We start from the raw sequence: 25,974 nt of genomic DNA, 5'->3' as shown, positions 1-25,974 counted from the left end.
AGGATGAATTTGAATCACTTTAACCCCAGTACTCGTGAGTTTACGCACTCAGCACCAGCGATATCGAACCCAGTTAAGAAGGGTGAGTTCTTTCCTCAGGCTTTTGCAACCGCCGAACCACTACCTGAACTAAAGGCCAATCAAATAGCTATTCGAAATGCTGACGATACAGAATGGTTGGCAGTAGATGATTATCGCGGTACTGCTTGGCGAACAGATACAAAGGAGCCGATCACAATTACCGAGCTAGGCCCGCTAACTGACGGGGTAACAATTATCGAGCCCCTCGCGTTTTCTTTATGGCAGAGCAATAGCTGGAAAGTTGATAGAACTGCTGAGCTGGCAGATTCAAAAAGCAAAGCTATTAAAATGGTACAAGCCTTCGCCACAGGTTGCCGCCAAAACATAGCCGGTTACGCGGATCATTACACAACAGCTGGCTGGGCTGATAAAGCCCGACGTGCTGAGCGTGTGGTTGCCGGTGGCGGGACTGCTGCAGATATTAAAATTTTAACGGCAGAAGCTACCCGGCGAAATAAAAACGAGACTCCAGAAGAATTAGCTGAACTTCAATGTCAAAAAGCAGAAGCATACGCTGAAGCGGAAGGAGTTATTGACGGTTTGGAATCAAACGCAGTAAATCAATTAAATCAGGTTACTGATATCACCGCTGTACAGCCATTACTGGGTGTATTGCAAGCAACAGCCGAAACTGAGTTCGAAGCTCTGCGACATGGGTAGTTAGTAATTTAGTTTAAATTTCTTTGCTACATTGTAGGCAGGATAGCAATAGCTATGGGTCGCAAATATAAGTCTATGTGGTACTATCCTCACCTTAAACAGATGCCCCATAAATCAAGTAAAATCAAACCGGGTAATATTCCGGGTAATATTTAAAAATTTGATCATGGTCGTTTGCTAAAATCACATTAAAACAAAGTGTTAGATGTATTAATGAGTATTAACTGGTTTCCGGGTCAGACTCATAATGCGAGGAAGCGAAGCGTCAAAGCGCTGAAACACTATAGCTTTCGTTTTATAAATAAGCTGCTTAATTAATCAGTGCTATCCCAGTTTTTTAATTCTATCTTGTGTTCCTAATATACAGTAGGTAGAGTGGCGGCCAAGCTGCATAGAGTCATGGTGATATATTAGGAAAATGACATTCAAGTCATTGATAATTCGCCATGTTTGGAGAGACTTAAAATCTCCCGCTGGAAACAGCGTGCCGGTTCAAGTCCGGCTCCGGGCACCATTGACATGGTGAACTTTAAACCTCGCAGGCTTAGGCTTTCGGGGTTTTTTGTTGCCTGAAATATCTTGGTCTGAAAAGACGTAATATGCCTGATTATAAGGTGTTCTAGTTGCCTCATGATCTGATAGGTGGGTAATAAGCGTTATTCATTGCAGTGCAATGTGTCTATTATTCAGTTCTGTTAGCAGGCAAATACCAGTAGCATCCGTGCTTTCAAATATAGAGGTTTACCAATGTCCAAGAATGATGGAAAGGTTGAAGAGTTACTTGCTAAGCATCCTGAGATGACTAAGCCAGAAGCAATTAAGATTTTAGCTGAAAAAAATGAGCGCAAAAATCAGAAGCGTGCAGAAAAAACGGCCAGAGTTGATGCTAAAAAGCTGAAGGCGGCAGAGCGTCGTGCTGGCGAAGATGAGGCTTAATAGCTGAGCAGGGTAGTATTAGCTTTTAGACAGACTCTAAGTTGCCGATACAATTGTTGCTTCGTGTATAAATTCAGGCGCATAAAATAGCCTTATCCTAGATTTTCTTCTGATCTCCCTATTCCGGTTGTAAGCCGCCATTATTGCTGGTGACTTATGACCGCTGAATTTCTTCTCGATTTACCTTGGTTCCTAGCTCCCGGCACCTTATCGGCTTGATTGCTTTAATCGAAATCACTTTATTGCTTGGTGCTTTTAGGGCAAAGCACGGCTGTGTGATAGTGCTTGGAAAGTATCTATCTGAATGTTTATGACTATTGCACAGGTGTTGTATTAAGTATGCAGAGGATGTAGCAGTTATATCTGTTCAGGAATTGAGATTGAAAGATGTGATGTGGGGTATTCAAGAAGAAGGGAAGGTCGGCAGCTGTCTTTAACCAGGTTAAAGGCAGCTGCCTGAGTACTTCTGCTGGGTAAGTCCGAGGGCTTAAGTAGCAGAAGATGACTTGATTGTGGCAAAAGTTTACGGTCCTTGCAAGTGTTGTTAAAAAAGTCCTCTTTGGTTGGGTGGTCGTGGTATTTGGTTGGCATATTTCTTCTTTCTTCTTTCTTCTTTCTTCTTCTTTGGAAGATGTCTTAAGAGTTTCTTAAGTTTTTCCTGAAATACTCTAGGAATGCTTGAGTGCCTGATTTGATTCTGAATCTTACCTGGTGAGCTGAGCGTGCTGTTAGCAGGGTGAGGTAATTATCGAATTTTGTATCAGTTCAGATACCTCATGTCTGTTAAGTCATTTTCTTGCGGGTAAGGGTGTTAAGTTCATCATGGATAAGATTTTGATTGTCGATGATTCCTCGTTCTTTGTGGATGGTCTGAGGTTGTCGTTATCAAGTTTATTTGAAGAAGCGACAGTGCGCTGTGCGTCTAATGTTATTCAGGCTATGGCGATACTGCAGGCTGATACGGGCTTTGATCTTATTGTTGCTGATCCGGATTTAGAGGGCGTGCGAGATTCTGATTTAGCCGCAGTGCTAAGTGAGTTCGCTTCGCATGCGCCTGTTGTTGTAATGGCCGAACTGGCGAACCCTGAGCAGGTGCATCTGATGCTGGAGTCGGGCGTGGTCGCGTATTTGCTTAAGCGCACAGCTAAGCAGCATCTGAGTAGCTGTTTGCAGGAGATCGCACGGGATAAGCCGTATTTACCTGATTCAGTGAGTGAGTCGCTTTATAGATACCGTAATTCTGAATTACCTGAATATGAGGTGATTGATGCAAAGTTAAGCGACCGTCAGAAAGAGGTTTTGGTGCTGCTGGCAAATGGTTACTCTAATTCTGCTATAAGTGCTTCGCTGGGTATTACAGAAAGCACGGTTAAGTCGCACGTATCAAAGTTAATGAATACTTTTGATGTTGATAACCGTACCAGTTGTGCTGCTGAGGCAAAGCAGATGGGGATTCTGTAATAGATTATAAAGCTGAGCAACAGTGTTGGGGTAGATTCAACGGCTTTAACTGTTAAGTCGTTTGTTATTGAAGGGGCTAAATAGGCGAGTGCTGATCTGTGGCGGGCCTTTCATGAAGCTCAGTATCTGTCTTTTACTTAGTTGCCAGGTCAAAAACTCAAAATATCGGTTGAAATGGTGGGTCGATTTACCTAATATACTGCGCATCAAGTCACGGGCAGTATTGAGCGATACCAAAGCTTAGTAAGAGCTGGCTGTAACTAATTGATTTATGCGGAATTAGCTCAGTTGGTAGAGCGGAACCTTGCCAAGGTTCAGGTCGTCGGTTCGAGCCCGATATTCCGCTCCACTTCTTGTAAGTGGGTGATAATCTTTGATGAAAACTGATCATTCCTGGTCAGGGTCTTTGCGGAATTAGCTCAGTTGGTAGAGCGGAACCTTGCCAAGGTTCAGGTCGTCGGTTCGAGCCCGATATTCCGCTCCAATCCCATAAAGATTTCAAAGGCGCGATGGCAGAGTGGTCATGCAGCGGACTGCAACTCCGTTAACGCCGGTTCGATTCCGACTCGCGCCTCCATTTCTCTTCTTATCTGTCTGTTCTCATACTCATTAATAGAACTTTGCTTGTTATTGTTTGCCTGTATCTGAGATTTCCCGTGCCTGTAGCCATAGCACTTCAAGCTGATTATTAAATCTCTGTGCAATATCTATTGCTGTAGCAAAGCTCTGTGAATTCAGGTGCTGAAATGCCGGCAGCTGATTTACCTCTGCAGGGGTGTAACTAAACTTGCTGATAAGCCCTGCCGCATCCAGCCAGGGCTGGCAGATGCCTGCGTATTCCCAGTCAAGCAATATTAGCTGTGTGCCGTCCAGTGTCAGGTTACCGAGATGAAGGTCCTGATGGCCGAGTACTTTAGGTGTGGTGGGAAGTTGCTGTTGCAGTCGCTTTGTTTCATTCAGCTCATTGCTTAATGCAATGCAGGCCTGCTGTTTTAGAGGGTTGTCCTGATTATCACTAACTATTTGCTCATAGGTTGACCAGATCGCGCCGAACTCAAAGTTAAGATCGGTTGCGGTAACCGGGATCTTTTGTAGCTCGGTAATAATTTCTAAAAGCTGGTGCTTAGCGGCTTTCTCAATAGCTGCTTCAGGTTGGTCGCCGTAGTCCTTTAAGTAGCACCAGCCATTATCAGGCTGGTTCTCTATCACTTCTACCATCCAGGTATGACGCTGCAAAAGCTGCATTATGCTGGTTTCTCTGGAGCGGCACACACCAACAGCACGTTCAGGGGATGCGTTAATGCGCAATAGTTGCTGTGAGTGCTTCGCTCTGAACAGGTAGTTGCTACTGCCCTGGTGGCTCAGAGGTTGCCAGCTATCTATGCCAGTAAAGCTACATGCGTGTTGAAAGTTTGTGTGCTGTTCGTCAGGAAGTTGCAAGAAGGTCTTCGCTTAATGGTTTGATGTTTGTTGATGAGGCAGTGTACTTGCGGTAATAAAATGGGTAAAGCAGCCCGGGAAAATCATAGGCTTATGAGTGATTGGTAACTGCTTGGGTCAGCTGTCACTTTAGAGTAATATGGCGGCCGGTTAATGAAATGAATTTTGAGGAATCAAACATGGCTAAGTTTAAGTCAGCGCTGATGGCATCTGCTGTATCACTGTCTTTAGGTGTAACGTATTCGGCAACGGCTGCTCAGGCTGAACCATTAAATGTCTATACCTATGATTCCTTCGTTTCAGAGTGGGGCCCGGGCCCTAAGCTTGAAGCAGCGTTTGAAGCGCAATGTAACTGCGATGTGAATTTCATTGCGGTTGATGATGGTGTAAGTATTCTCAATCGTTTGCGCGTTGAAGGTAAAAAGAACAAAGCAGATGTGATTGTCGGTCTTGATGATGCATTGATCGAAGAAACCCGTGCAACTGGCCTGATTGCTGATCATAAAGTAAAGCTGCCAGCATTGCGTACTGAACTGAATTGGCAGGATAAGCAGTTTGTACCTTTCGATATGGGTTACTTCGCGTTTATTTATGATTCCAGCAAGATAGCTGAACCTGCTAAGTCGCTTCGTGAACTGATCGACAGTGATGCCAGTGTGATCTATCAGGATCCGCGTACCAGTACGCCTGGTCAGGGTCTGATGATGTGGGTTGAATCCGTTTACGGTGATGATTCCGAAGCGGCCTGGAAGCAGCTAAGTGAGCATACTGTTACTGTCACCAAAGGTTGGTGGGAAGCTTACAGCATGTTCCTGGAAGGCGGTGCGGACTACGTCTTAAGTTACACGACTTCACCGGCGTATCATGTTGTTGTAGAAGAAAAAACTAACTACAAAGCAGCGCCATTTAGTGAAGGTCATGTTGCTCAGGTAGAGGTTGCAGCGGTATTGAATACCAGCAAGCAGCCTGAGCTGGCGCAGCAATTTGTACAGTTTATGGTGTCGCCAGAAGCGCAGCAGATTTTGCCGGTAACTAACTGGATGCTGCCAGTTGCGCAAGGTACTGAGCTACCAGAAATTTTCAGTCGTTTGGCTGATGTAGACCGAATAGGTTTTAGTTCTGAAGAAGTGGCTGAAAAGCGCAAGTCTTGGATTCGCGAATGGCGCAGTGCTGCAGCGAAGTAAGCTGAGTGCCAAACACATATAAGATGTTAGATATATTTTCTTCGCCAGCGACGCAGTTCTGCATATGCTGGTGATCGCGCTATTAGTACTGACCGGCAATATTGCTGTGTCAGTACTGGCTTTTCAGGGCCTGATTGGTTTTTCAGGCCAGGGCGCAGATCTCAGTATTTTCAGTGATAGTTATTTTTGGGGTGTGCTGTCGTTCTCAATAAAGCAGGCAGTGCTCAGCTCGGTGTTGTCTGTTGTTCTTGCCTGGCCGGTTGCTCGAGGTCTGTATTTTCTACCGGTGTTGCGCGGTCAGCAGTCTTTCTTGCAGTTATGTTTGTTGGCGTTTGTAATGCCAACGTTGGTGTTAATTACCGGGTTGGTTGTGCTGTTCGGGCGCTCGGGCTGGCTGCTGCCTGTATTGCCGGATGACTGGAACCTTTATGGTTTACATGGCATTTTGCTGGCGCATATTTATCTGAATATGCCATTTGCTATCAGAATGTTACGTCAGCAATATAATAATATACCTGATCCAGCATGGCGGCTTGCGTTACAGCTGAAGTTAACCGGCTGGCAGCGATTCCTGCATATTGAATGGCCGGTGCTGCGGCCGGTTCTTATTATGTTGCTCGGCTTCGTTTTTATTCTTTGCTTTAACAGTTTTGCTGTTGTGCTGGCGCTGGGTGGTGGGCCGCAGGCGACGACATTGGAAGTGGCCATTTATCAGGCGCTGAAGTATGACTTTAATATCCCGGAAGCACTTAGCTTTGCCTGGACTCAGTTAGGTATAGCAGGGCTGTTGTTTCTGGTGTTATATCGAAATGGCAGCGGTGGCTGGCTGAGTGTTGATTTGCCGCAAAGTCAGTGGCGCCCGTCACCAGGTAAGTGGACGAAGGGTGTTTATATGTGCCTGTATCTGCTTGTTTGGCTGTTTATGTTACTGCCCCTGGTGTCGCTGGTGTTTCAGGCGGCACGTAATGATTTGATGAGTTTTGATTATCTGGCTTTATTGCAGCCGCTAATGATGTCAGTTGGATTGGGCGTCATTGCTGCGTGCATGGCAGTGGTGATTGGATATTTACTGCTACTGCCAATCCGTGAAGCGAGATACCGCGGTATGCGGCGTCGTCAGTGGCTTATGGAATGGTTGGCCACACATACGCTAATCGCACCAGCGATGGTTACCAGTGTAGGTTTGTATGTGCTGTTGCTGCCTGAAGTAGATCTTGATGAATACGGGCTGTTGTTGGTTGCATTGCTAAACACGTTAGCTGTAGTTCCTTTCGTTGTGCAGCAGCTCAGGCCGCGTTTGCTTCAGTATGATATGCAGTACGATCAGTTGGTGCGCAATCTTAAGTTTTCGCCATTGCTTCGGTTGCGTATAGAAATACCATATCTACGGCAAGTACTGATTAATGCGTTTGCGTTAGGTTTGTTACTGGCAATTGGTGATGTCGCGATATTCGCTATATTCGGGCATCAGGATTTAATTACATTGCCCTGGCTAATTTATAGCTACGCAGGTACATACCGGATGAGTGAGGCGGCAATGGCGTCTCTGGTTTTGTTACTGGTATGTGCCGGATTAATGAAGCTGTTTGTGGTGCAGAAACCACTTCAAAAAGCCACTGATAAGATATAAAAATCAATATGTTGAAGATTGAGTCTCTTAAGATACTTCGTGATGATAAATTGCTAAGTTATGACATGAATATTGAAGTCGGCGAACGCGTAACGCTGCAAGGTGTAAGTGGTGTAGGTAAAACCACATTGCTACTGTGTCTGGCTGGTTTTGTGAATGCTGAGTCTGGTTCTGTCAGCTTTAATGGCGAGTCATTGCTGCAGTTAGCTGCAGATCAGCGACCGGTCGCGATGTTGTTTCAGGAGCATAATTTGTTTGAGCACCTCAGCGTTATTAAGAACTTAACGCTGACATTGCAAGCAGTATCCTCTGAGGTTATTCATGCTGAGGCAGAGCATTTAGGAGTGTCTGAGCTGTTGCATAAGATGCCGGCGCAGTTATCAGGAGGTCAGCGTCAGCGCGTGGCCTTATTGCGCTCTCTGCTGCGTCCTGAGCCGATTGTGTTGCTGGATGAGCCCTTTGCTGAGTTAGATGCTAAAACCAGGGAGCTGGCTGCTGACTGGGTTCAGGATAAAGTAGAGCAGGCGGGTAAGACTCTGCTGCTGGTCACGCATCAGGATGAAGATGTTGTCAGGTTGTCTCAACGAAACATCATCATAACCGGCTAAGTGCTTGTTAAATTGAAAGAAGTGTTTGAATAATAGCGTTATCGTAAAAAAAACGGGCAGTTAATAACTGCCCGTTTTTTTTGTCCTGATTTTGCTGAGGTTTTGGTTATAGCGCGGCAATTGCCTGGCAGGTGTCCAGCATACGGTTTGAGAATCCCCATTCATTGTCATACCAGGCAAATACTTTCACCAGGCCGTCAGCGTGTAGGGTCTGCGTTGAGTCAAAGATGCAGGAAGCCGGATGGTGATTAAAATCGACGGATACGAGCGGTAGTTCGTTGTAGTGCAGTATCTGATGATACTGATCCAGCGCTGCTGCCTGCATTAGCTGGTTGATCTCGTCTACATTAGTATCCTGTTCAGGAATAAAGCTCAAATCAACCAGAGAAACGTTGGCTGTCGGCACCCGAACAGCCATGCCTGTTAGCTTGCCGTTCATTTCTGGCAATACCAGGCCAACAGCCTGTGCAGCACCGGTTTTAGTGGGAATCATCGATAGTGCAGCTGCGCGTGCGCGGTAAAGGTCGCCTCCGGCAGTGTCGGACAGGTGTTGATCATTGGTGTAGGCGTGAATAGTCGTCATAACGCCTTGGCGAATACCAATAGCGTCATTAAGTATCTTGGCCATAGGTGCCAGGCAGTTCGTTGTGCAGGAAGCGTTAGAGATGATCCTGTCATTGGCATTAAGAGTGTTGTGATTCACGCCATAAACAATCGTAGCGTCTGAATCGCTGCAGGGGGCTGATACTAAAACCCGTTTAGCGCCCTGATCTAAGTGAACCTGAGCGCTTTCTTTAGAAGTGAATCGGCCGGTACATTCAAAGACGATATCTATATTTAATTCCGACCAGGGCAGAGCATGTGGATCGGCTTCGCTGAGCATGGCAATACGCTCATCACCAATCAGCATTTGATCACTATCTAACTGTATATCTGTGTTGAATCTACCGTGCACGCTGTCGTACTGGCAGAGGTGAATATTACTGGCGGGATCACCAAGGTCATTGATGGCTACTACCCTGATTTCGTGCTGACGTCCGGACTCATATAAAGCACGCAAAATGTTTCTACCGATGCGACCAAAACCATTAATTGCGACGCGTGTGGTCATAGTGCTTCTCCTTTTTCAGGCAGGTGATTTCAGAATATGTACAAACCTCATGAATTAAAAGCAATTTTTTAAAGAATATCGAGATTGTCGACACTCCAGCGCTAGTTAGTTATCACTAACACTGATATGATACATATCATTCAATATGTATTGTGTATTAATAATATCATGAGCGAACACGATTCTACTTATCAGAAAGTCTTCATTGCCGCAGATGAATTGCTTGCGCTTGGTCAGCGGCCTACGCAGCAATCAGTTCGGGATTTGCTTGGAACCGGCAGCCTGACAACCATCAATAAAGCCCTGAATGCCTGGTGGCAAAGTTTGGGTGAGCGGCTACAAATGCAGCGTCAGCGCCCGGATATTCCGGAGCAAATTTTTAATATGGCTAACCAGATTTGGGAGCAGGCGCTGGCCCATTCTGCAGCTGAAAATTCAGCTAAACGGCAAGCGCTGGAATTGGAATATGCAGATAAAATGACGGCGCTTAAAGCCCAGGAAACAGCATTGATTACACAAAAAGCTGTTGGCTATTCTGTGACCGATACCCAAAGCGAGCAGAAAGTAATTCAATTAACTAATGAAAAATTAAGTCTCTCGCAGCATAATCAAAGACTTGAAGGCGAAATTGTGAATTTGCGCGAAGCACATCAAAACGCTCAGCAGCAAATTATTCAGCAGGATTTGCGGATTCAGTCACTTGAAGCTGATAAATCTGCCAAAGAACAGGAAGTGCAGCGCCTGCATTCACTTATCCTGAGTCTGAATAAATAGTCATTTAATGCGGTAAGCAATAAGTGGCTATGAACATCAAACTGTGTGACTTGGAATACTATGGATATATATCTGGAAAAAAACGCCACGTATGAGGATGTCCTGGAAGCCATTCGAGAAGTTGATGTGAATGCAGCTGTGTGCTGTACGGAAGAAACAATTTTTACTTTAGCTAAAGAAGTTTTGGTTAAAGAAAAGCAAGCCGGCGTGACAGTGCAATTAGTCGATGAGCAGGGCTTTGCCGTCAGACAAGTAACCAGCAAAACCCCTGAAGAAGACCGACCAACAGATTGCCAGCTAAGTACACGGCAAGCTGCAGTTGTCCGGGCGCTGGAAAAAGTTTTACTTCACTGTAAAAAAGAAGGTGTACAGCTTGTTGGTTATAGCGATGAATTGGTCGCAATGCCTGTACAGGTTGATCCGGAAGATGTATCCCCAGCTGTTGCGTTAGATGTTGAGACTTTCGGTGTATACCGGGGTGCAGACGCAATCATTAAATGAGAATAATTCTTTTTAAAGAATAGGTTTCAAAATAGGTACTCTCCAGTAGTTTAACTTGAATATTCTCAGTAACATCAATACATATCGAGCGTAACCCGTTGTAAATATTATGAGTGAATTGATCAGAGTTCTATTAGTTGACGATCACCCTGTAGTACGGGCAGGTTTTCAGCGACTGCTTGATAATGATAGCCGCATAGACATTATCGCCGAGGCGAGCAGTGGTCAGGAAGCTGTTGAAAAATACTTCGAGACCAACCCCGGCGTAATAATTATGGATCTTTCCATGCCGCAGGATAATACCGAACGTGAAGGTATGCAGGCGTATGGTGGATTAGAAGCTATTCGAAAAATCCGTGCTAAAGACCCTAAAGCCAAAGTTTTGTTTTAACGGTTATGGAAAGTGAGCCATTTCCGGCCCATGTAGTTCAGGCCGGTGCCAGTGGTTATTTAACCAAGCGCTGCGCACCAGATGAATTACTAAAAGCTGTTTGTGAAGTCGCCAGTGGAAAAACGTATTTTGCCGAGAGTATAAAAGAACAGCTTTCGCCTGGCAGCGGTGAAGAAGGTACGCCTTTTGGACTGCTGACTAAGCGCGAGTTTCAGATATTCTCTTGCCTGGCAGAGGGACAGCCGGTTGCACATATTGCTGAGAAAATGTTTCTCAGTCCTAAAACAGTACATGCGCACCGGGCGAATATTTTACGGAAATTAAAAATTAGTAATAATTCTGAATTGGTACATATGGCGATTCGGCACAATATTGTTCAGGCATAAATATGGCACTAAAAATGCGAGCTTCAGCTATGCTTAATGGCATAGTGACGCCAATAAAACCCAGCGAAAGCGAGGCCAGTATGAATCCAATCCGACAGGATCAGTCAGACCTTATTGTTGAGGCAGACTTTATGTGGCGAGAAATTCAGGTTGGCGATGATATCTATATAGATGCCGACCATTACCTGGATGGCGAACGTAAGCTCTGCAAAGCAGTGCCGTATCAGGTGCTAAACAAAGTAGATTCAGTAAGCGGGGCTCAAACACTGGTTGTTCAGTCTTATAAAACCGGTGAGCTGGTAAATGTTTCAATGTATCAGGTATGCAGTTACGAACAGGCACCGACACCGATTCAAATGGTGTAATTATTAAATCTAAAAGAAGCCCGGTGAATCCGGGTTTTTTTGTGCCTGAATGAAAGTTGGCTGTAGAGAATCTGGCTGTATCAGATAGGTTTAAGATTGGATAAAAACATGCAAGTAGGCGCTTAAAACATCGTGCGGAGAGTTGCGCTAATTAATGTTTTGCGGGGGGAATGTGGCTCCGTGCACGTAGAGCACGGTGTACATATGGTAATTTTAGTAACGCTGTGAAATGGTAATTTATAGATAAATAGGGCGCTTAAAAAGGGCTGACAATGTTGGAGTTAGATAACCCAGAAATAGTCGATGGCTGTACTCTCTGAGTAAGTAACTGGTTTTGTTAAAAAAGGTCATAAGGTATTGGTATCAGCAATAAAGGCTTGGGCATAATGATTATGCTTTTTTGTTTTATTCAGCGACTTAAGTGCGAATAGTTTCTTTAGTCCTTCATTGATGTACACACGAAATTTGCGCGGTGCGATAGCCTGTTTTTCAATTCATTTATTCGTTGTCGATTACTGAAGCTTTATCTCCAAGCTAGCTAAGAAGTCGCGGTATTATCTCTAATTTTACAGATCAACATGATGCAGCGTTTTTCATCTTGATAAGAGATGTTGGAATGCTCAGCATCAAATCCCAGTGATTGGCCAGGCTGGAGCGGGTCGAAATACCTTTGCGTAAATAGTCAGTTATACGTTGAACCGGCATGGCTGTTAGCAATATTCATTATCAAAACCAGCCTGAATCCCCATCTAAATTATCGTACGGAGAGTCGCTCTAATTATGTTTTCGTGGGGTGAGTATGGTTCTGTGCGCGTAGAGTGTGATTTGAAAATAACATAATTAACGTTTAGCAGTGAAATGTTTATATGTAACTGTTAGTCATTGATTGTGATAAATGGTTTTGTAATTCATCGAAGGCATCACGCATAAATCCAAATCAGGAAAGTGCAAGTTTTAGGCTCGGATGTTCGTGGCAATCATAATCTAAAAAAGTATGAGACTAAGTGATTAAGCGGCTTAGAGACTTAATAATCTATGACCATCGTTGATCTTATTGAATAAGTTGGTTGGTACTAGCCAATTATTAAGAGTACATTATTGTTATTATAAGGCTTCGCATAATGTATATTTATTCGCATAAAATATGGGCCGCTTTTCATGCGGCCCGCTCCTCGCTTTCTTCAGCACTGGCGCGGCTTTCAAGCTCTTTTGCGTTGGCTAAAACTTCCTCCCAGAACTGTCTCATATTGGGAAAGTAATTCATCTCTAATGCGTTCTCAGCAACCACGATAACAGGGTTTTCCCCTACTAAATTGGCTAAACGGGTTAGCGTTTCATCACTTAGGCTTGTTCCGTTGTTTTTTACCTTGGAAATGGATTGTTGAGATATTTCTAATATTTGGGCGGCTCTATAGTCAGAACACCCGTCATTCATGGCCTTCAGCTTTGTCAATAGCTTCATACTGTAATTCATCGTAGTCCCCACTAGTAAATACTGTATTGCATAGTAGTAGTGGCAATATGAGAATGCCATACAGACTAGGCTATTGATTACTAACTAGAGTAGTGTGTAGTATCTCCTCGTCGGCTGGCCCTCGCGTCAAAGTTCCCCACTGAGAGGGTCAGCCAAATTCACAGAGCAGCATCTCTCGTTGCAGGGGGTTGGTAGGCATACCACCCCCACATCAACGGAACGGGAGATAGCAACGGGAGAATAGCTATGGGTTTTATATACGTTCAAAAGCAGGTTCAGGTAGTCGCGTTTCAAATTCAAACCATTGAGGTTAACCCGAAGGGCGTTAGCTATGGCGGTAAGATTTTATATCTTGATGGTGGTGCAGAAATTTGGAGTGAAACCGTTGGGCAGGGTGATGATGCTGTAGCTGGTGACTACGTGATTTTTCAGTCTTCTGGAGATCGGTATCGTTGTCCTAAAGACGTTTTCAACGCCAAGTATCAGTTACTGGCGGAGGTGTCCGCATGAGTCAGCAAGTGATGATCAGTTTATGCGATAAAACGGGAAAGATGGCTGAGCCCTGGGCAAAAGCCGGATATTTATGTTATTGCGTTGATGTTCAGCATGCGCCAGGTGAGAAACGTGTGGGGAATATCGTGTATGTGGGGGCTGATATACAAAATTGGCAACCGCCTGCGTCTGATGTTGCTTTTGTTGCTGCCTTTCCTCCATGTACTGATTTAGCTGTATCCGGTGCGCGCTGGTTCAAAGATAAAGGGTTAAAAGCCCTCATTTCTGCACTATCACTGGTTGAGCGGTGTCGGGAAATCGCGGAGTTGGTTAAAGCTCCGTACTTTCTGGAAAATCCAGTTTCTACAATTTCAAGCTACTGGCGTAAGCCTGACTTTACGTTTAACCCTTGTGATTTTGGTGGCTATCTTCCGAATGGTGGTGATGCTTACACTAAAAAAACATGCCTGTGGGTTGGTGGTGGTTTTGTCATGCCTGAGTTTAAAGCCGTTGAGCCGGTAGAAGGCAGCAAAATGCACCTCATGCCACCAGGGCCGGAGCGCGCAAATTTACGTAGCGCTACTCCTGAAGGTTTTGCAAAAGCTGTATTCGAATTTAATGGTGGTTCTCTATGAATTGCCCCAACTGTCAGCAGGAAATGAAGCGCTTCAAAGCTCGTCATGTTAGAAAGCAAGGTATTCCAATGTTTCTTTTTGGGCCTAAGCTGCCTGATTCCATAGAGTGGGTACCGCAGTGCTTCGAGTGTGATCCGTGCGACCTGCGCATAATTGACCAGTCAGGTGAGTATCTGGGAGGTGATCAACATGCCTCTTGATTCAACCAATTCACATACCCCGCCTAGCGCGGGTTTTTCTTTGCTTGCAAAACAGACAGGCAAATTTACTACCATCGAAAAAGCCGATTATCTCGAATCGCCGCTGCCACAATACTACGCAGACGGGCTGCCAATCGGTGGGCGTGGGCCAGCGATCAGCGAAGCGGATCGCAATAGGCTAGTCAAGGCGGCCAAATGTCCGACAGGCTCTAAAAGCCCGGATTCAGCAGCCAAACGCGCAGAGTTCGAAGAACAACAAGCCAAAGCCATCGACAACCTGAAACTGGCGAAAATGCTGGGTGTTGGCGATGTTATCAGCAAGAAACAGGACGTTTTTCCGGAAAATTACGGCGATGTGTTCCGGGAACGAGGCACCAGCTTCGATCTTGCCAGCTTATTGACTTCCGGCGAACTGAAACCGGTAGTTCGTGAAGCTGAAGCCAGTGAAAAACGTGCTTTCACAGTGATTAGCCACCGTGAGTGGTCTGGTGAATGCCGCATACGCACTCAGGTTGAAATGTGCAATCAACTGCCACCAGAGCAGGAAGGCGACAGAATCACAAATACTCTCAGTTTGTCCGGCGCATCAAAGATTGCTGACTCTTGCCAGTATATGCACCTGAAGCACGGCGGATACCGCACCTTTCAAACACTGACTTTCGATGATGCAGGCCGCTGCCGGGTTGATATTCGTAAGGCGTCCGGGCCGTTCGTAGAATTGAACACTGATAAATTCAAGCAGGAAGTTATAACCGCTGGCGTTAAGGTTGCAGGGCTGGCAAAACGTGAAGGCATCAAGCCTGCCGGTGTACGCGGTGTTAACCAGTGGAATGACCATAAGCTGAACGCTGATGCACCTGACGCCACATACACACCGGTAATGCTGATTGATGGCCGTTACTACGCGGCTCCGACTGGGGATGAAGGTACAGACGTTACTTATGCGTCTATTCAGAAAGAGATTGGCCGCTATTTCGATGCTATCAATAAAATGCGTCAACGTGGCTGGGTAGCAAAGAAACGTTACCCGTGGGGCGAAGTAACCTGTTTTGAAAGGGAAGGCCAGTCAGTAGCCGAAAAGCCAAGTCAGGTTATCGACATAAAAGGCTATATGGCAGAAAAAGAGATGCGGGTTAAGCGCTTGCCGGTGCGTTATTGCTGGGTCGTAGAAAATCCGACTAACACACGCGGCCAACGCAATCCGCATGTGCATATCCTGATGGATTGGCGGGTTAAATTCTCTCACTTTGCCAGTTGGGCAGACCGGATCGAAAGCCTCTGGGGTCAGGGGTTCGCCACACTGGAAAAAATCAAAGATTCAGAGTGTGCCGGTGCCTATATGGCCAAAGCTGCCGGGTATCTGAGCAAAGCTGCCGGTGACAGTGAGCAAGGGCCGGTAAAAGGCAACCGCTACGGTATCAGCGCGTTAAGCCGTGCGCCGGGCTGGGTTGCTGAGGAACGGCTAGAACTGGGCATCATGGGTCACCTGATTGCTGATACGCATGATTACTTTACTGCATTGTATGGCCATCACTTCGCAAAGCGTAAGCAGTTAAAAGAACAGCTTGATGCCACACCGAAAGAACACCGTAAAGCCCGTCATAAGGTCGGTGCAGCACTGGGCAAGGTTCGCCGTGCATTAAATCGCCTGCCAGCTATTGCCAGTAAGTTTCAGATTCTCATTAAGTCGAAAGAGCATGCCGATGAATTCTTAGCGTGGGCGCGTTCGGCTGATAAGCAGTCAGGTAACGGCTGGCTACCACCAAAGGCCAGCGGTGACGCTTGGGACGATAACAAGCCCAAACCAACCGGGAACTGGCTATCAGAATTTCAATTTCGTATGCACTGTGAGCGTGCCACACGCCGTTTTATTGGTTTGCCGCTGAAAGTGTATGAAGCCTGCTTTAAGCGTGAACAGGCAAGACGTGAAGAGCAGCAGCAAACGCTGTTTGACTGGTATCAATATGCTGAAGGGTAAGAGCATGAAACAAGAGATTATCAATACTGCAAAGCTATGGGCTGTGTCGGGGGTTGTTTCCCGGTTAGCGGTGCCGGTTTTGTTCGGTCTGGCACTGGTTGCCGGTGAAGGTTCTATAGCAATCCAATGGGGGATTCATGAGTAAAATTATCGGAAATGTTAAGTGTTTAATGGGCGGTAATGCTCAAGTGACACAGGCCAAGCGTAAGGGTAGCCATTTCATGTTGCGCTGTGATTGTTGTGGCTTTGATCAGAGTACGGGGAAGCAGAAGCAGCAATATATCTGGGACAATGCAAAGTGGGTTGATGGCATCCCGCCAGCCCCTGTGAATGTTGATGTAAATAAAGGGTCTGAGACCGTTAAACCAGCCGAAAAACAACCGAAAGCTGCTGCTGATTTTGACCCAACAGAACCACCGAAAACGGTTGAAGATAAACCGAAGAAGAAAGGCGGCGTTATTGTCGCAGTAGCCGGTGTAGCTGCGCTGTTAGGTTTGGGGGTGGCACTTGCAAGAGCATGATAACGGTCTAGACGGTCAGGAACAGCCGCTTGAAGGTGTGCTGGTTGATGATACGGACTATTCAGAAGCTGAAGCGTTGGTATTCGGGGCTGAAGCAGCCGAAAGTAAACCGATTGAAGACGATCAGGAAACGGTTGATTCGGTTGATGCTGAGAATTCCGCAAGGGGTTTAGTTCGGGCTGCAATGCACGGTATGAACTGGCTCTTACGGTTAAAAGACAGCCGTGTGCAATATGGTCAAGATGTTATTCAAAGGGCTGAAGACGAGCTAACCCCGGCACTGGTTAAACATGGCATTGGCAGCACTGGAATTACGCGCTTTGGTGAAGAGTTTCAGGCCGGGGCATTCTTGATTGAATTGGGTCTAGGCACGGCTAGCGCTATCCGTCAGACCCGTGAAGCAGACGAAGCAGCAGCCAAAAAAGAGGAGGGTGGTTTTAATGGCTCGGAACCCCAACGGCTCACTACCTAACCGAAATACGCTCTACCTCGGTCGATCTGGGGCTGGTAAGTCTCAGGCCTTGAAGCAAAACGCTGATATTCCGCGCCAAGGGGCGCGGGTTGTTCTCTACGATCCCAACGAAGACCACCGGGCGCATCGTTATAGCACCAAAGCAGCATTTGGTCATGCGGTGTTACGTGCCTTGCGCTCTGGTAAGGGTTTTAGAATTGCCTATACAGGTGGCAGCGGTGAGGCTGATCATGAATGGTTCTGTCAGTTCGTGTTCTCAATTCTGGATGGAAAGCACCTCACTTATGTAATTGATGAAGAGTTGGGTGGCAGTAGTCAGAGAAGTGGCTCAGCGGCGTTTCATCATGGCGTATTGCTGAACCAAGGGCGTAAGTTCGGTATGCGTTACCACGGTGTCATTCAGTTTGCGCAGGAGGTGCCAAAAACGGTGTACCGCAACTGTGAAGTGATCTATGTCGGGCGGCTTGATTTGGCGGCCGCTAAGCTGCTATCGCAGGAAATCGGGGTTCCTGCTGATCAGATCGCCAGTCAGCAGAAGTTACAGTTCTGGGTAAATGACTCGGGTGAAGGCTTTGAAGCCAGACAAATTCAACTGAAATATAAGAAAGCAGCGTAACTAATTGTTTTATTTAACCAAAAAATTAACCGAAGTGACCGAAAAGTTAACCAAACTCTAACCGAAGTGGGCTCGACTAACCCAACCGTCTGACCTCTATCGTGGCGTCTCTTTTATGAGCAAATGACCACCTTAGAGGTTTTTTTATATGCAAACGAGCATGCAGGATAAAGGCAAGGAATTCGTTAATCGTAACGTCAGTACGCCTATTATCGTATCAACTGTGATTGGTTTTGCCGTATTCGGCGCTATTACCTATTTCGCTGTTAAATCCGGTGTTGGCCCGTTGAAAGACGCTGCCAAAATTGCAAGCGGGGCTAAGTAAATGACCCGTATTCGCGAAGATATTCAAATCATTGAAAACGCGACCGCTGGTCAGCGTTGTATTGTCCGTCCAATCACTGGCCGTACATGGCTCGATTGGCACATTGAGCATGGTGGTCTGACACTGGCGCAGATTACCAATATCAAGGTGCTGCTGGTGTCTGCTAATCGCACGCTAACCCTCCAGGAATACAAAGATGGTGCGGAACTTGATGAAATCAATAAGCGCTATGGCCGTAAAACTGAAGCCGGCACGCTGTCATTCTATTTCCGCCGTCCTGAGATGGAAACTGAAATGGAACGCATGGCGTATGCGCTGGGAACTGGTGGCCTGTCCATGGTCCGGGTTGAGTTCGACATTGCGTCTGGCACAACTCCAGTAATCAAAGCATGGGGCAAGAAAACCGCAGAACGTCCGGTTCAGTTGGGCTATCTAACACAGGTTGTTGCACATAACAGCGGTGGTAATGCTGAAGGTGACAATCACTTTGACTCTATTGATTTGCGTGACCGCATTGCCGCCATCCACATTAAGAATGACAAGGTGTTGAAAGCTGAATTACGGGTTGATGATGCCATTGCTTTCAATCTGGATCGTGCCCGTGCTGACTTTGATCAGGAAGGCGCTGTGGTGCCGCGTGTGCCATATGCGGCGGATAAAGGTTTCTGTCTGGACTTCCTGCAAGCCGGTGTAACCGATGAAACGTTGGTAATGCGTGATGACAAAAAGGGCTATCGAGTTCGTCAGATGCGTCTGACAACTACGCTCGGTGCAAGCGCCAATTCTACCGTTCGCTATGTCACCGAATACATTACCTCGTGGAATGATCTGGTGCGCCCGGCTGCTCAATTCGCATAAATAACAGGGGCGCGGTATGTGCCGCGCTTAGGTGAAATATGAGTATGCAAGATGACGATCAGTCGTTTTTTGATGTGTCGCTGTCAGACATTGGCAGCATTTATCTGCAAGTTGAGCAGGCAAAAGCCGAGTCGAAAGTAAAGCAGATAGAGGCACAATCCGCGAACCAGCAGCAGGCATTACACGCGCCCAGTGTGGACTCCATGCAAGACGCGATCAATATGCAAAATGCACAGTACAGCAGCGTAGAAGGTTACTGGGATCGCATTCCTAAACCGTTGCTGTATGGCTCAGCGGCATTGCTGTTTGGTGCGGTGCTGATAAAGGCGGTTAAGAGTGTTTAGCGCTGGCGGCGGCATGAGCGCCAGTGCTACGGCAACCAATGGTGATCAGACCAGTAAAACCAATTACGACACCAGTACAGGCAATGTTTCAAATGGCGGAATCACCATCAATCCGGGTGGTTTCTCATTTGATGCTAAAAACCCTGTGCACTTGGCGGGTGCCGCATTAGCGGCGGTATTGGTCACCGTTCTGACAGTGAAGGCGTTGAAGTAATGACAGCAGTGAAGTGGGTACAAATCGAATGGTGCGATGAAGCGGCAACCACGTTACAACCCGCGTTCGCTGGTGATGAAATTGCTATCAAGCTTGATGTGGAACGCGGTTTTGCAACGCTTTGGCACGTGCCAGAGCATGGCTATATCGTGACCCGATTGGAAGATATTGAGCCGGGTGTGCAGGAACTGGTGCTTGTTGCTTGGGCCGGTCAGAACACTGGCCCGATTGTTGAGCACGCACAGAATGTCTGTCAATCAAAAGGCATTCAATCAATACGGTTTCACACGCACCATCCCGAAAAATTAATCAATCGCTTTGTAAAGCGCTGGGGATTCGGGCGTGTGCAAACTGTCTATCGGTGGGAAAGCTAATGTCCAGTAGTTCAAAACAAAGTTCGTCCAGCAGCCAGACAACGACCAATAACACCACCAATGAAAGCTTAAACGCTTCATTGTCTGGTGATATGGAAACGGGTTCTGTTGCCGTTGCTGGCGACGAAATAGCGCTAACACAGCACATTACAGACGGTGGGGCGTTTGATGTGGTGAAAGATGCGCTTAACGGTATGGGTACGCTCATTACCGAGTTAAACGAAAATCAGGCGGTTGTGTTAGGTCAGGCGAACCAGTTGGCCAGTACCGCTATACAAAATGTGGCGTCTGCCAACGGTGTTGAACCGATTGCGCCGCCGATGACTGAAAAAACCAAGATTGCTATAGCCGTATCTGCTGCCGTATCGGTGCTGGGTGTGGCTGTCGCAGTTGTTAAGAGTCGGGGTTAAGTATGCAAATTACCTTACAGGGCTATGAACAGAAGACCCTAAGTCAGGAAGGTTCAAGCCTGTATCTGATCAATGCGAAATACCCGGTGAAGGTTGAGTTTCGTGAATTGAGCGGAACGATTCAGTCAGAGCAAGTTTTGCAGTCCGGTCAGGGCTTAAAAGGCGTTGAACGCTTTGAAAGTATCCGTCTGAGTAATCAGTCAGACCAGCCGCAAACCATTGAATTCTACTTGGGTTCAAAAGACTTCATTGATAACCGGGATACCGGCGTAGTAACGCTGGAAGCCCCTGCAAATGTGCAGGAGTTGATAGATGGATCGGCGAAGATTAACCGGGTTTCCAGTATTGGAAAAATTGATGAAATAGCCCCGCTTGATCTGACCGGGCTAAGCACATACAGAAAGGATGGCAGTAGTACAAGCTGGAACACTCTGGTCACGCCTGCGGCAAACGTCAACGGCGTTATTGTGCATTATGCGGATTCTCGGGCCGCACGTACCCGGTTAATGATTAAGCAAAGCATACCGCTCGACTTTAACGATAATGCCGCTACGACATTATTGGAGACTTATTGGTGGACCGCGGCGGCAAACGCACCATCCGCAACGCTTAATCGGGCTGTGCGTATTCCTGTTGGATACGGGCTTTATTTTAAGAATTTTTCTGACTCCTATCCGGCCATTGCAACCGTTCATTATGAGGTGCTCTGATGAGTGTTTTAGAAGATGTTTATGCCTTTCAAAAAACGGCGGCAGCGGAAGGGCTGACGTTCGAACAGTGCGCTGAAGAGGTGATCAGGCAAAAGGCTGTTATTGAGCAGTTGCAGCAGCCTGTTTCACCAGCAGAAGACGCGGCAGAGTATTTGCTGAGCCTAAAAGCTGAGCGGCTGAGCTGGGATGAAAATAAGCCGAAATGGTCCGAGAACATGCCGCTTTGGATTGCTTCAGTAGCGGCCTTAGATGATCAGATACGGGCGCTTGAAAATGGTTAACGCTGGTAGTTTGGTGGCGCTGTCAGCGGCGGCTTTACTGGTTGCAATTGCTTTGCCCAGAAAGCCGTTAGCGCCACCGGTGACGGTTGCCGAACCAATGAATCCAGTCGCAGAGCCTTTACCGGAAACAAGCCTATTGGGCTTGTGGGAAGGCGTTAAAAAACAGGTTGTACCTGTTAAATCAGATAAGAAGGATTATTCAATCGTGTACGCAGAAAAACGCGGGTTACGGAACAATAACCCCGGCAATATCCGTCATGGTTCACCATGGCAGGGTATGGCTGACGTTCAGAAAGACCAGTCATTTATTACCTTTCGTTCACCTGAGTACGGAATCCGTGCAATGGCGCGTGTACTGGGTAATTACCAGAAGATTCACGGTTTAAATACTGTGCGTGGTGTGATTGGCCGTTGGGCACCGCCCGTGGAAAACGATACAGACAGCTATGTAAATGCCGTGGCGCGTTCGCTGAATGTATCACCTGATCAGACCATCAATGTGCAGGCGCATATGCTGCCGCTGATTAAGTCGATTGTGCACCATGAGAACGGTTTGCAGCCTTACTCTGATGCGCTGATCAAAGATGGCATTGCGCTGGCTTAGCAGGGGGCTTATATGGCAATCCTGAATAACAAGCAATTCACAGTCATGGGGGTGCTGATCGGTGTGGGTGTCTGGTACGCCTCCCGTAAAGTGGGGTCAGTGGCTGAAAAGGCAATTGATGCCGTTAATCCGCTGAACAATGACAACGTTATTTCAAGCGGTGTTGATAGCGTGGGCGCTGAGATTACCGGCATTGAAAACTGGAATCTGGGCGGCGCTATTTATGACGGTGTTAACAGTGTCCGTGGCTTATACGGTGATTCTGATGCGGATCGCATGACCGAACGTGAAACGGAGCTGAGGCGGCAGCATGAGTTGGTCGCAAAATTTAAAAGTGTTGGAGGTGGTTTCTAATGGGTGAATGGTTTAAAGATCGTGTGAAAGAGCGCTCTACATGGCGTGGTCTGGCAATTCTGGCAGGTCTGGCCGGTGTGGCAGTTGATCCGGTACAGATTGAAATGATCGGCATGGGTGTGGCTGGTGCGCTTGCAACGGTTGAAGCTGTGACACAGGATAAGCCTGTAAATGGCTGATTTAGCAACGCTGATTCAGACAGGAGATATAGTGCCATTGCTGTTGATCCTGTGGCAGCAAAATGGCCGGATAAAGCTTTTAGAACGTAAGACGTTCGGTTTATAAAAAAGCCCCATAACGGGGCTTTTTCATTTCCATGCGAAATGATTATGCAGTCTTTTTCTTGGGTGCAACCTTAAGTACTCGGCGTTCCTTCAGACTATCATTGACATACACTCGCAATTCTCGCGGCAGTGAAAGCCGGTTTTCAAGCTCTTTAATCCTGCGGCGACTGATTACAGCTTCACCTTCAAGTAGCCTGAAAAGCTGCTGAGTGAGTGCGTAATTCTCTAAATCAACATGATGTAGAGTTTTGCCATCGGGTGATATTAAATGTGAGTTCTCAGAATCAAAACGCCAGCCATCCGGCCAGCCGGGTACTTGTCCTAATGCCTTGATGCAAAGTAATTCACGTAAAGGGCCTGTTAGGTATTTAACCGGGTCTTTGATGATTCTATAAGCATGACTCTTTGATATGCCAGCGAGAGTGACAATCTGATCGGCCGTCAGAAAAACTACACCGTTTCCATTACACAGGTGTAGCTTTTTCGCATACAAGTGATTTTTATTCCATCCGTTATTTGTATGATTATTTTTAATCGCCATTTCCGTTCCTAATTAATAAATTTCATCTTGTGGCGACTGGCCAGTACGCGGGCCGAATACTGCCACGTAGGACGCGGATACCGTTTAAAAATGGGTCTCAAAATGAGAAAACGATGGTATGTAAGCACGTATTTACATGCTTTATAGCTCTCGCAATAGAAATATATAGACTTCGCATAATGTATATTATGTTAAATAGGATGTAGAAATGGACCATCCCGTTACAGAATATTATGCGCAAAATTTACTGTTTGAAAATGGGCTAAAAGTCTCCCCCCAGATCACCCAAAACCGTCAGTTTTTTGGGGTCATATTCTCGGTTAACCTGAATTGTCGCTGGCCAGCGGTTCCGAGCAATGTTGTACATGGAGAGACTGATTAACATGAAAATTAATCAAGCAAGCCGAATCGCCAAATTAAAGAAGTTTCATTTACAAGATCATTTTAGAGTCAGGTTTCTGACTGCCAGTGACTTAACCCGCCATTTAAATGTAAGCCTGTCCCACGCATACAGACTTATTAGCGGTGAATCTACGCTGACAGATACACAGCGGCAAAGTCTGCGCTGTACAGTACTTGGTGCGGCTCCCGGTTGGCCTGAAGGCTGGTATTTTGACGACGGCAAACTGTACGGCCCCACAGGCCGACACTTTAGCCCGAATGATTTAGAGCATTACGAATTCACGCTACAGATAATGCGTCTGTATGAATTGGATATGAAGCGTCTGGTTGCCAAGGTTAACCGGCTAGAAGCTGAACTGAAGGAAATTAAAGACAATCCGTTCCGGGTGTATGTGAATGAAAATCCTAAACCGCGTTATGTTAAACATTTGAGAATTATTAAATAATCATTTCGCAGTGAAACGAAAAAGCCCCGTCTAAGGGGCTTTTTTTTCGATCATATCTATCCGGTAATTATTCAATAACACCGTGTTTTCAAGTTTCTGAAAACTTTCTTCTAAACTCTGCATCGTGCTAAAAACACCCAGAATTGCAGCCAATGCCAAGCCCTGTAATAAAGTCCCTATATTGTGCTGCATATTCCGCGTCATCCTTAAGCCTCTGCCGGTTTATCCTGCGTGATCGTTTCAACAGCACCGATTGCACCGGCAACGCCGTAACCGATCATTTCAACCTGTGTCGGATCAACTGCAACACCGGCCATACCTGCCAGAATTGCTAATCCACGCCATGTTGAGCGCTCTTTTGCACGATCTTTTAACCAATCAAACATAATCACTTCCTTATTTTTTAGCTTTAACTAACAAGATCACCAGTGTCGCTATTCCCAGAAATAACAGCCCCGGACCAATCGTAATTTTCACAGGTACCGGGCTTTTACCGTCACCTGTCACACTGATTTTAAATGCGTTCGGAATCATCAATAGTCTCGCCTGTATGGGGTAAAGACTGGCAACTGCTCGAAGCTGCTGACCTTGCCGCCGTTGTCGTATGGGCCTGTATAGGACTTGTCGTTACCTACAAACCATCCTTTCACTTGATTGCCCAGGTTATGCGCCCAGCCACGAGAACCAAATGTACTGCCGTCTTCGTTAACGTCACGGGTTGCCTGCAAGGGTGCATTAGCAATGGTGCTGGCTGTGTTTCTAGCCTCCCTGCCTGCATCCTGAAGCGCTGACACGACACTTGGCCCTAGTTTACGGCTGTAATAGGTAACGACCACCGCAGAGACCAGAGCAACGCCGACCACGAAGAAGAACTGACGATCAGTCATAACGGCCATGACTAAAAGCCGCCGCCGTAAGATTCAAAATTCGATACCAACTGTTGATTGGCCGTATTCACACGGGCTTTACGCTTAACTTCCATGTGAACCTGCCATTTATAGACACCGAACGCCGCCGCCAGAATCAGCCCTATAACAATTAAAAACTGTGAGTTTTTCATCATTTACACCAGTGCCAAACCGTCATTAATCAGTGCATCTGAATACGGCTGCAAACCGTTTTCATGATGAATAATTGCTTTCACAAGCGGCTTTAAGTGATTGTTAACTTTGATTTCCTGATTCGGAGAAACGCCCAGCTTAGACGCGACAGCATTAATGTAGCTGGTCGTATCATTCTCAACGACGCCATTCTTTTTAGGTGGCGCCCAACGGCTGATAATGCCATTCACGGTATTGATCCCATGCAGGCGTTCATAATTCAGCAGAATTCGGCCCATCGCACGGATACCCCATTCAGGCGACTTAAACGTAATAAATCGGCTATCCGGTTGGCTTTTCGATCTGCCTTGCCATGCCGCACCTTTTTCAATATTACCGGGGTTGTTATTCCGTAAACCGCGCTTATCTGCGTACATATTCTGCACCCTTTCAATTTCTGTTTTGTGCCGGGTACGGGCTAAGCCCGTTGCCCCTAATAATTTGCCTGAAACACTGAATCTCGGTTGCCCGGCGTACCACGCCAACGCAATTACCAGTACCAGTATTAGGACTATTGCTGGCGTTCGGTTCATGCTTGCGTACTAGCTTGAACCACCTCTGCCTCAGCCTGCCGCTGTGCAGCGGTTTTAATCCAGCCATTACTAATACCCAGGCTGATAATTTCAGCTTCAGTTGTAGGTAATGAAACGCCTTCATTCATACAGTGCTGTGCAACAACCATTTTCAGGCCTGCTAATTCTTTCTTTACTCTCACACCGACAAAGTTTTTCAACCATTCACGGGGATCAACTGCGGCTGTTTCCAGTGCAACAAACTCTAAATCTTCAATATCTACAATTAAGCGTTTCAT

General features: G+C 46.5%; 42 protein-coding genes and 3 tRNA genes. 34 read left to right on the top strand and 11 right to left on the bottom strand.

Translation table 11 applies throughout. The features are described 5' to 3' along the window. The first annotated feature begins 3 nt into the window (after positions 1–3). From OCU49_RS12675 to OCU49_RS12650, 6 genes are all read left to right on the top strand, one after another. Entirely contained in the window at positions 4–741 is a 738-nt protein-coding gene (locus OCU49_RS12675; RefSeq protein ID WP_261840939.1) for a hypothetical protein, read from the top strand. 747 nt (positions 742–1,488) lie between these two features. Then, entirely contained in the window at positions 1,489–1,677 is a 189-nt protein-coding gene (locus tag OCU49_RS12670; RefSeq protein ID WP_261840938.1) for a hypothetical protein, read from the top strand. Positions 1,678–2,499: 822 nt separating this feature from the next. Then, positions 2,500–3,138: a response regulator transcription factor gene (locus OCU49_RS12665; protein ID WP_261840937.1), complete on the top strand. Its 639-nt coding sequence runs from the start codon at positions 2,500–2,502 to the stop codon at positions 3,136–3,138. A 273-nt stretch (positions 3,139–3,411) separates the two neighbouring features. Next, positions 3,412–3,487: transfer RNA gene (locus OCU49_RS12660), tRNA-Gly, on the top strand. Between the two features lie 59 nt (positions 3,488–3,546). Then, positions 3,547–3,622: transfer RNA gene (locus OCU49_RS12655), tRNA-Gly, on the top strand. Positions 3,623–3,641: 19 nt separating this feature from the next. Beyond that, positions 3,642–3,715 (top strand) — tRNA-Cys (locus tag OCU49_RS12650). Between the two features lie 50 nt (positions 3,716–3,765). On the opposite strand, the gene OCU49_RS12645 is transcribed toward OCU49_RS12650, so the two are convergent. After that, positions 3,766–4,578, bottom strand: a complete 813-nt coding sequence (locus OCU49_RS12645; RefSeq protein WP_261840936.1) for a phosphotransferase — start codon at positions 4,576–4,578, stop codon at positions 3,766–3,768. Positions 4,579–4,757: 179 nt separating this feature from the next. Between OCU49_RS12645 and thiB the strand changes: the two genes are divergently transcribed. The 3 genes from thiB (at position 4,758) to OCU49_RS12630 (ending at position 8,000) form a co-directional block, all read left to right on the top strand. Then, positions 4,758–5,762 carry a thiamine ABC transporter substrate binding subunit gene (gene thiB / locus OCU49_RS12640; protein WP_261840935.1) on the top strand — a complete coding sequence of 335 codons (1,005 nt, stop codon included), beginning with the start codon at positions 4,758–4,760 and terminating at the stop codon, positions 5,760–5,762. Positions 5,763–5,826: 64 nt separating this feature from the next. After that, positions 5,827–7,392 (top strand): ABC transporter permease subunit, encoded by a 1,566-nt coding sequence (locus tag OCU49_RS12635; protein WP_261840934.1) that lies wholly within the window; start codon positions 5,827–5,829, stop codon positions 7,390–7,392. Positions 7,393–7,400: 8 nt separating this feature from the next. Continuing rightward, positions 7,401–8,000: an ATP-binding cassette domain-containing protein gene (locus tag OCU49_RS12630; RefSeq protein WP_261840933.1), complete on the top strand. Its 600-nt coding sequence runs from the start codon at positions 7,401–7,403 to the stop codon at positions 7,998–8,000. A gap of 106 nt (positions 8,001–8,106) precedes the next feature. Here the strand turns inward: OCU49_RS12630 and gap are convergent, their stop codons facing one another. Continuing rightward, on the bottom strand, positions 8,107–9,111 hold the full coding sequence (gene gap / locus OCU49_RS12625) for a type I glyceraldehyde-3-phosphate dehydrogenase (protein WP_261840932.1): 1,005 nt from the start codon (positions 9,109–9,111) through the stop codon (positions 8,107–8,109). 168 nt (positions 9,112–9,279) lie between these two features. On the opposite strand from gap, the gene OCU49_RS12620 reads away from it, so the two are divergent. The 5 genes from OCU49_RS12620 to OCU49_RS12600 all read left to right on the top strand — a co-directional run bounded on the left by OCU49_RS12620 (position 9,280) and on the right by OCU49_RS12600 (position 11,528). Next, complete coding sequence (locus tag OCU49_RS12620) at positions 9,280–9,885, top strand: DNA-binding protein (RefSeq protein ID WP_261840931.1); 606 nt, start codon at positions 9,280–9,282, stop codon at positions 9,883–9,885. Between the two features lie 60 nt (positions 9,886–9,945). After that, entirely contained in the window at positions 9,946–10,386 is a 441-nt protein-coding gene (locus tag OCU49_RS12615; RefSeq protein ID WP_261840930.1) for a response regulator, read from the top strand. Between the two features lie 109 nt (positions 10,387–10,495). Continuing rightward, entirely contained in the window at positions 10,496–10,777 is a 282-nt protein-coding gene (locus OCU49_RS12610; RefSeq protein ID WP_261840929.1) for a response regulator, read from the top strand. A 5-nt stretch (positions 10,778–10,782) separates the two neighbouring features. Continuing rightward, on the top strand, positions 10,783–11,163 hold the full coding sequence (locus OCU49_RS12605; RefSeq protein ID WP_261840928.1) for a LuxR C-terminal-related transcriptional regulator: 381 nt from the start codon (positions 10,783–10,785) through the stop codon (positions 11,161–11,163). Between the two features lie 2 nt (positions 11,164–11,165). Beyond that, positions 11,166–11,528, top strand: a complete 363-nt coding sequence (locus tag OCU49_RS12600) for a hypothetical protein (RefSeq protein ID WP_261840927.1) — start codon at positions 11,166–11,168, stop codon at positions 11,526–11,528. A 1,156-nt stretch (positions 11,529–12,684) separates the two neighbouring features. On the opposite strand, the gene OCU49_RS12595 is transcribed toward OCU49_RS12600, so the two are convergent. Beyond that, a complete protein-coding gene (locus tag OCU49_RS12595) occupies positions 12,685–13,002 on the bottom strand; it encodes a hypothetical protein (RefSeq protein WP_261840926.1) in 318 nt (105 codons plus the stop codon). A 246-nt stretch (positions 13,003–13,248) separates the two neighbouring features. On the opposite strand from OCU49_RS12595, the gene OCU49_RS12590 reads away from it, so the two are divergent. The 19 genes from OCU49_RS12590 (at position 13,249) to OCU49_RS12500 (ending at position 22,569) form a co-directional block, all read left to right on the top strand. Beyond that, positions 13,249–13,512, top strand: coding sequence for a hypothetical protein (locus OCU49_RS12590; RefSeq protein WP_261840925.1), 264 nt, complete (start codon positions 13,249–13,251; stop codon positions 13,510–13,512). Beyond that, complete coding sequence (locus OCU49_RS12585) at positions 13,509–14,129, top strand: hypothetical protein (RefSeq protein WP_261840924.1); 621 nt, start codon at positions 13,509–13,511, stop codon at positions 14,127–14,129. The genes OCU49_RS12590 and OCU49_RS12585 overlap by 4 nt, the downstream gene beginning before the upstream one ends. After that, positions 14,126–14,329, top strand: a complete 204-nt coding sequence (locus tag OCU49_RS12580; protein ID WP_261840923.1) for a hypothetical protein — start codon at positions 14,126–14,128, stop codon at positions 14,327–14,329. The genes OCU49_RS12585 and OCU49_RS12580 overlap by 4 nt, the downstream gene beginning before the upstream one ends. Beyond that, positions 14,319–16,307, top strand: coding sequence for a hypothetical protein (locus OCU49_RS12575; RefSeq protein ID WP_261840922.1), 1,989 nt, complete (start codon positions 14,319–14,321; stop codon positions 16,305–16,307). Before OCU49_RS12580 ends, OCU49_RS12575 begins: the two co-directional genes overlap by 11 nt. 4 nt (positions 16,308–16,311) lie before the next feature. After that, positions 16,312–16,452 (top strand): hypothetical protein, encoded by a 141-nt coding sequence (locus tag OCU49_RS12570; protein WP_261840921.1) that lies wholly within the window; start codon positions 16,312–16,314, stop codon positions 16,450–16,452. Continuing rightward, entirely contained in the window at positions 16,445–16,828 is a 384-nt protein-coding gene (locus OCU49_RS12565; RefSeq protein WP_261840920.1) for a hypothetical protein, read from the top strand. Before OCU49_RS12570 ends, OCU49_RS12565 begins: the two co-directional genes overlap by 8 nt. Next, positions 16,815–17,300: a hypothetical protein gene (locus OCU49_RS12560; protein ID WP_261840919.1), complete on the top strand. Its 486-nt coding sequence runs from the start codon at positions 16,815–16,817 to the stop codon at positions 17,298–17,300. The genes OCU49_RS12565 and OCU49_RS12560 overlap by 14 nt, the downstream gene beginning before the upstream one ends. Further along, complete coding sequence (locus OCU49_RS12555; protein ID WP_261840918.1) at positions 17,269–17,916, top strand: P-loop NTPase family protein; 648 nt, start codon at positions 17,269–17,271, stop codon at positions 17,914–17,916. The genes OCU49_RS12560 and OCU49_RS12555 overlap by 32 nt, the downstream gene beginning before the upstream one ends. Positions 17,917–18,064: 148 nt before the next feature. Further along, positions 18,065–18,241, top strand: a complete 177-nt coding sequence (locus tag OCU49_RS12550; protein WP_261840917.1) for a hypothetical protein — start codon at positions 18,065–18,067, stop codon at positions 18,239–18,241. Further along, on the top strand, positions 18,242–19,099 hold the full coding sequence (locus OCU49_RS12545) for a major capsid protein P2 (protein WP_261840916.1): 858 nt from the start codon (positions 18,242–18,244) through the stop codon (positions 19,097–19,099). Between the two features lie 38 nt (positions 19,100–19,137). Beyond that, the gene (locus OCU49_RS12540; protein ID WP_261840915.1) at positions 19,138–19,443 is read left to right on the top strand and encodes a hypothetical protein; all 306 of its coding nucleotides are present in this window, start codon (positions 19,138–19,140) and stop codon (positions 19,441–19,443) included. After that, positions 19,436–19,657 (top strand): hypothetical protein, encoded by a 222-nt coding sequence (locus OCU49_RS12535; RefSeq protein WP_261840914.1) that lies wholly within the window; start codon positions 19,436–19,438, stop codon positions 19,655–19,657. The genes OCU49_RS12540 and OCU49_RS12535 overlap by 8 nt, the downstream gene beginning before the upstream one ends. After that, the gene (locus OCU49_RS12530; RefSeq protein ID WP_261840913.1) at positions 19,657–20,031 is read left to right on the top strand and encodes a hypothetical protein; all 375 of its coding nucleotides are present in this window, start codon (positions 19,657–19,659) and stop codon (positions 20,029–20,031) included. Before OCU49_RS12535 ends, OCU49_RS12530 begins: the two co-directional genes overlap by 1 nt. After that, entirely contained in the window at positions 20,031–20,441 is a 411-nt protein-coding gene (locus tag OCU49_RS12525; RefSeq protein WP_261840912.1) for a hypothetical protein, read from the top strand. The genes OCU49_RS12530 and OCU49_RS12525 overlap by 1 nt, the downstream gene beginning before the upstream one ends. Before the next feature lie 2 nt (positions 20,442–20,443). Next, positions 20,444–21,151: a hypothetical protein gene (locus OCU49_RS12520; RefSeq protein ID WP_261840911.1), complete on the top strand. Its 708-nt coding sequence runs from the start codon at positions 20,444–20,446 to the stop codon at positions 21,149–21,151. Continuing rightward, complete coding sequence (locus OCU49_RS12515; RefSeq protein ID WP_261840910.1) at positions 21,151–21,432, top strand: hypothetical protein; 282 nt, start codon at positions 21,151–21,153, stop codon at positions 21,430–21,432. Before OCU49_RS12520 ends, OCU49_RS12515 begins: the two co-directional genes overlap by 1 nt. Continuing rightward, complete coding sequence (locus OCU49_RS12510; RefSeq protein ID WP_261840909.1) at positions 21,425–22,036, top strand: hypothetical protein; 612 nt, start codon at positions 21,425–21,427, stop codon at positions 22,034–22,036. Before OCU49_RS12515 ends, OCU49_RS12510 begins: the two co-directional genes overlap by 8 nt. 12 nt (positions 22,037–22,048) lie before the next feature. Then, positions 22,049–22,390 (top strand): hypothetical protein, encoded by a 342-nt coding sequence (locus OCU49_RS12505; protein WP_261840908.1) that lies wholly within the window; start codon positions 22,049–22,051, stop codon positions 22,388–22,390. Continuing rightward, on the top strand, positions 22,390–22,569 hold the full coding sequence (locus tag OCU49_RS12500) for a hypothetical protein (protein WP_261840907.1): 180 nt from the start codon (positions 22,390–22,392) through the stop codon (positions 22,567–22,569). The genes OCU49_RS12505 and OCU49_RS12500 overlap by 1 nt, the downstream gene beginning before the upstream one ends. A gap of 148 nt (positions 22,570–22,717) precedes the next feature. On the opposite strand, the gene OCU49_RS12495 is transcribed toward OCU49_RS12500, so the two are convergent. Further along, positions 22,718–23,215: a DUF3653 domain-containing protein gene (locus tag OCU49_RS12495; RefSeq protein WP_261840906.1), complete on the bottom strand. Its 498-nt coding sequence runs from the start codon at positions 23,213–23,215 to the stop codon at positions 22,718–22,720. Between the two features lie 383 nt (positions 23,216–23,598). On the opposite strand from OCU49_RS12495, the gene OCU49_RS12490 reads away from it, so the two are divergent. Beyond that, positions 23,599–24,063, top strand: coding sequence for a DUF3653 domain-containing protein (locus tag OCU49_RS12490; protein ID WP_261840905.1), 465 nt, complete (start codon positions 23,599–23,601; stop codon positions 24,061–24,063). A gap of 30 nt (positions 24,064–24,093) precedes the next feature. On the opposite strand, the gene OCU49_RS12485 is transcribed toward OCU49_RS12490, so the two are convergent. Genes OCU49_RS12485 through OCU49_RS12455 form a run of 7 tightly spaced genes read right to left on the bottom strand, consistent with a single transcriptional unit; the run spans position 24,094 to position 25,974 of the window. Then, positions 24,094–24,255, bottom strand: a complete 162-nt coding sequence (locus tag OCU49_RS12485) for a hypothetical protein (RefSeq protein ID WP_261840904.1) — start codon at positions 24,253–24,255, stop codon at positions 24,094–24,096. Between the two features lie 14 nt (positions 24,256–24,269). Continuing rightward, positions 24,270–24,449, bottom strand: a complete 180-nt coding sequence (locus tag OCU49_RS12480; RefSeq protein ID WP_261840903.1) for a hypothetical protein — start codon at positions 24,447–24,449, stop codon at positions 24,270–24,272. Positions 24,450–24,459: 10 nt separating this feature from the next. Continuing rightward, positions 24,460–24,600, bottom strand: coding sequence for a hypothetical protein (locus OCU49_RS12475; RefSeq protein ID WP_261840902.1), 141 nt, complete (start codon positions 24,598–24,600; stop codon positions 24,460–24,462). Beyond that, positions 24,597–24,959 carry a hypothetical protein gene (locus tag OCU49_RS12470; RefSeq protein ID WP_261840901.1) on the bottom strand — a complete coding sequence of 121 codons (363 nt, stop codon included), beginning with the start codon at positions 24,957–24,959 and terminating at the stop codon, positions 24,597–24,599. The genes OCU49_RS12475 and OCU49_RS12470 overlap by 4 nt, the downstream gene beginning before the upstream one ends. Before the next feature lie 2 nt (positions 24,960–24,961). Beyond that, positions 24,962–25,123, bottom strand: a complete 162-nt coding sequence (locus tag OCU49_RS12465) for a hypothetical protein (RefSeq protein WP_261840900.1) — start codon at positions 25,121–25,123, stop codon at positions 24,962–24,964. 3 nt (positions 25,124–25,126) lie between these two features. Then, positions 25,127–25,696 carry a hypothetical protein gene (locus OCU49_RS12460; RefSeq protein ID WP_261840899.1) on the bottom strand — a complete coding sequence of 190 codons (570 nt, stop codon included), beginning with the start codon at positions 25,694–25,696 and terminating at the stop codon, positions 25,127–25,129. Then, the gene (locus OCU49_RS12455; RefSeq protein WP_261840898.1) at positions 25,693–25,974 is read right to left on the bottom strand and encodes a hypothetical protein; all 282 of its coding nucleotides are present in this window, start codon (positions 25,972–25,974) and stop codon (positions 25,693–25,695) included. Before OCU49_RS12455 ends, OCU49_RS12460 begins: the two co-directional genes overlap by 4 nt.

It is taken from the genome of Aliamphritea ceti (assembly GCF_024347215.1).
GTDB classification, from domain to species: domain Bacteria; phylum Pseudomonadota; class Gammaproteobacteria; order Pseudomonadales; family Balneatricaceae; genus Amphritea; species Amphritea ceti.
The sequence above is the reverse complement of the archived record's forward strand: the minus strand, read 5'-3'. Positions and strand labels throughout refer to the sequence as shown.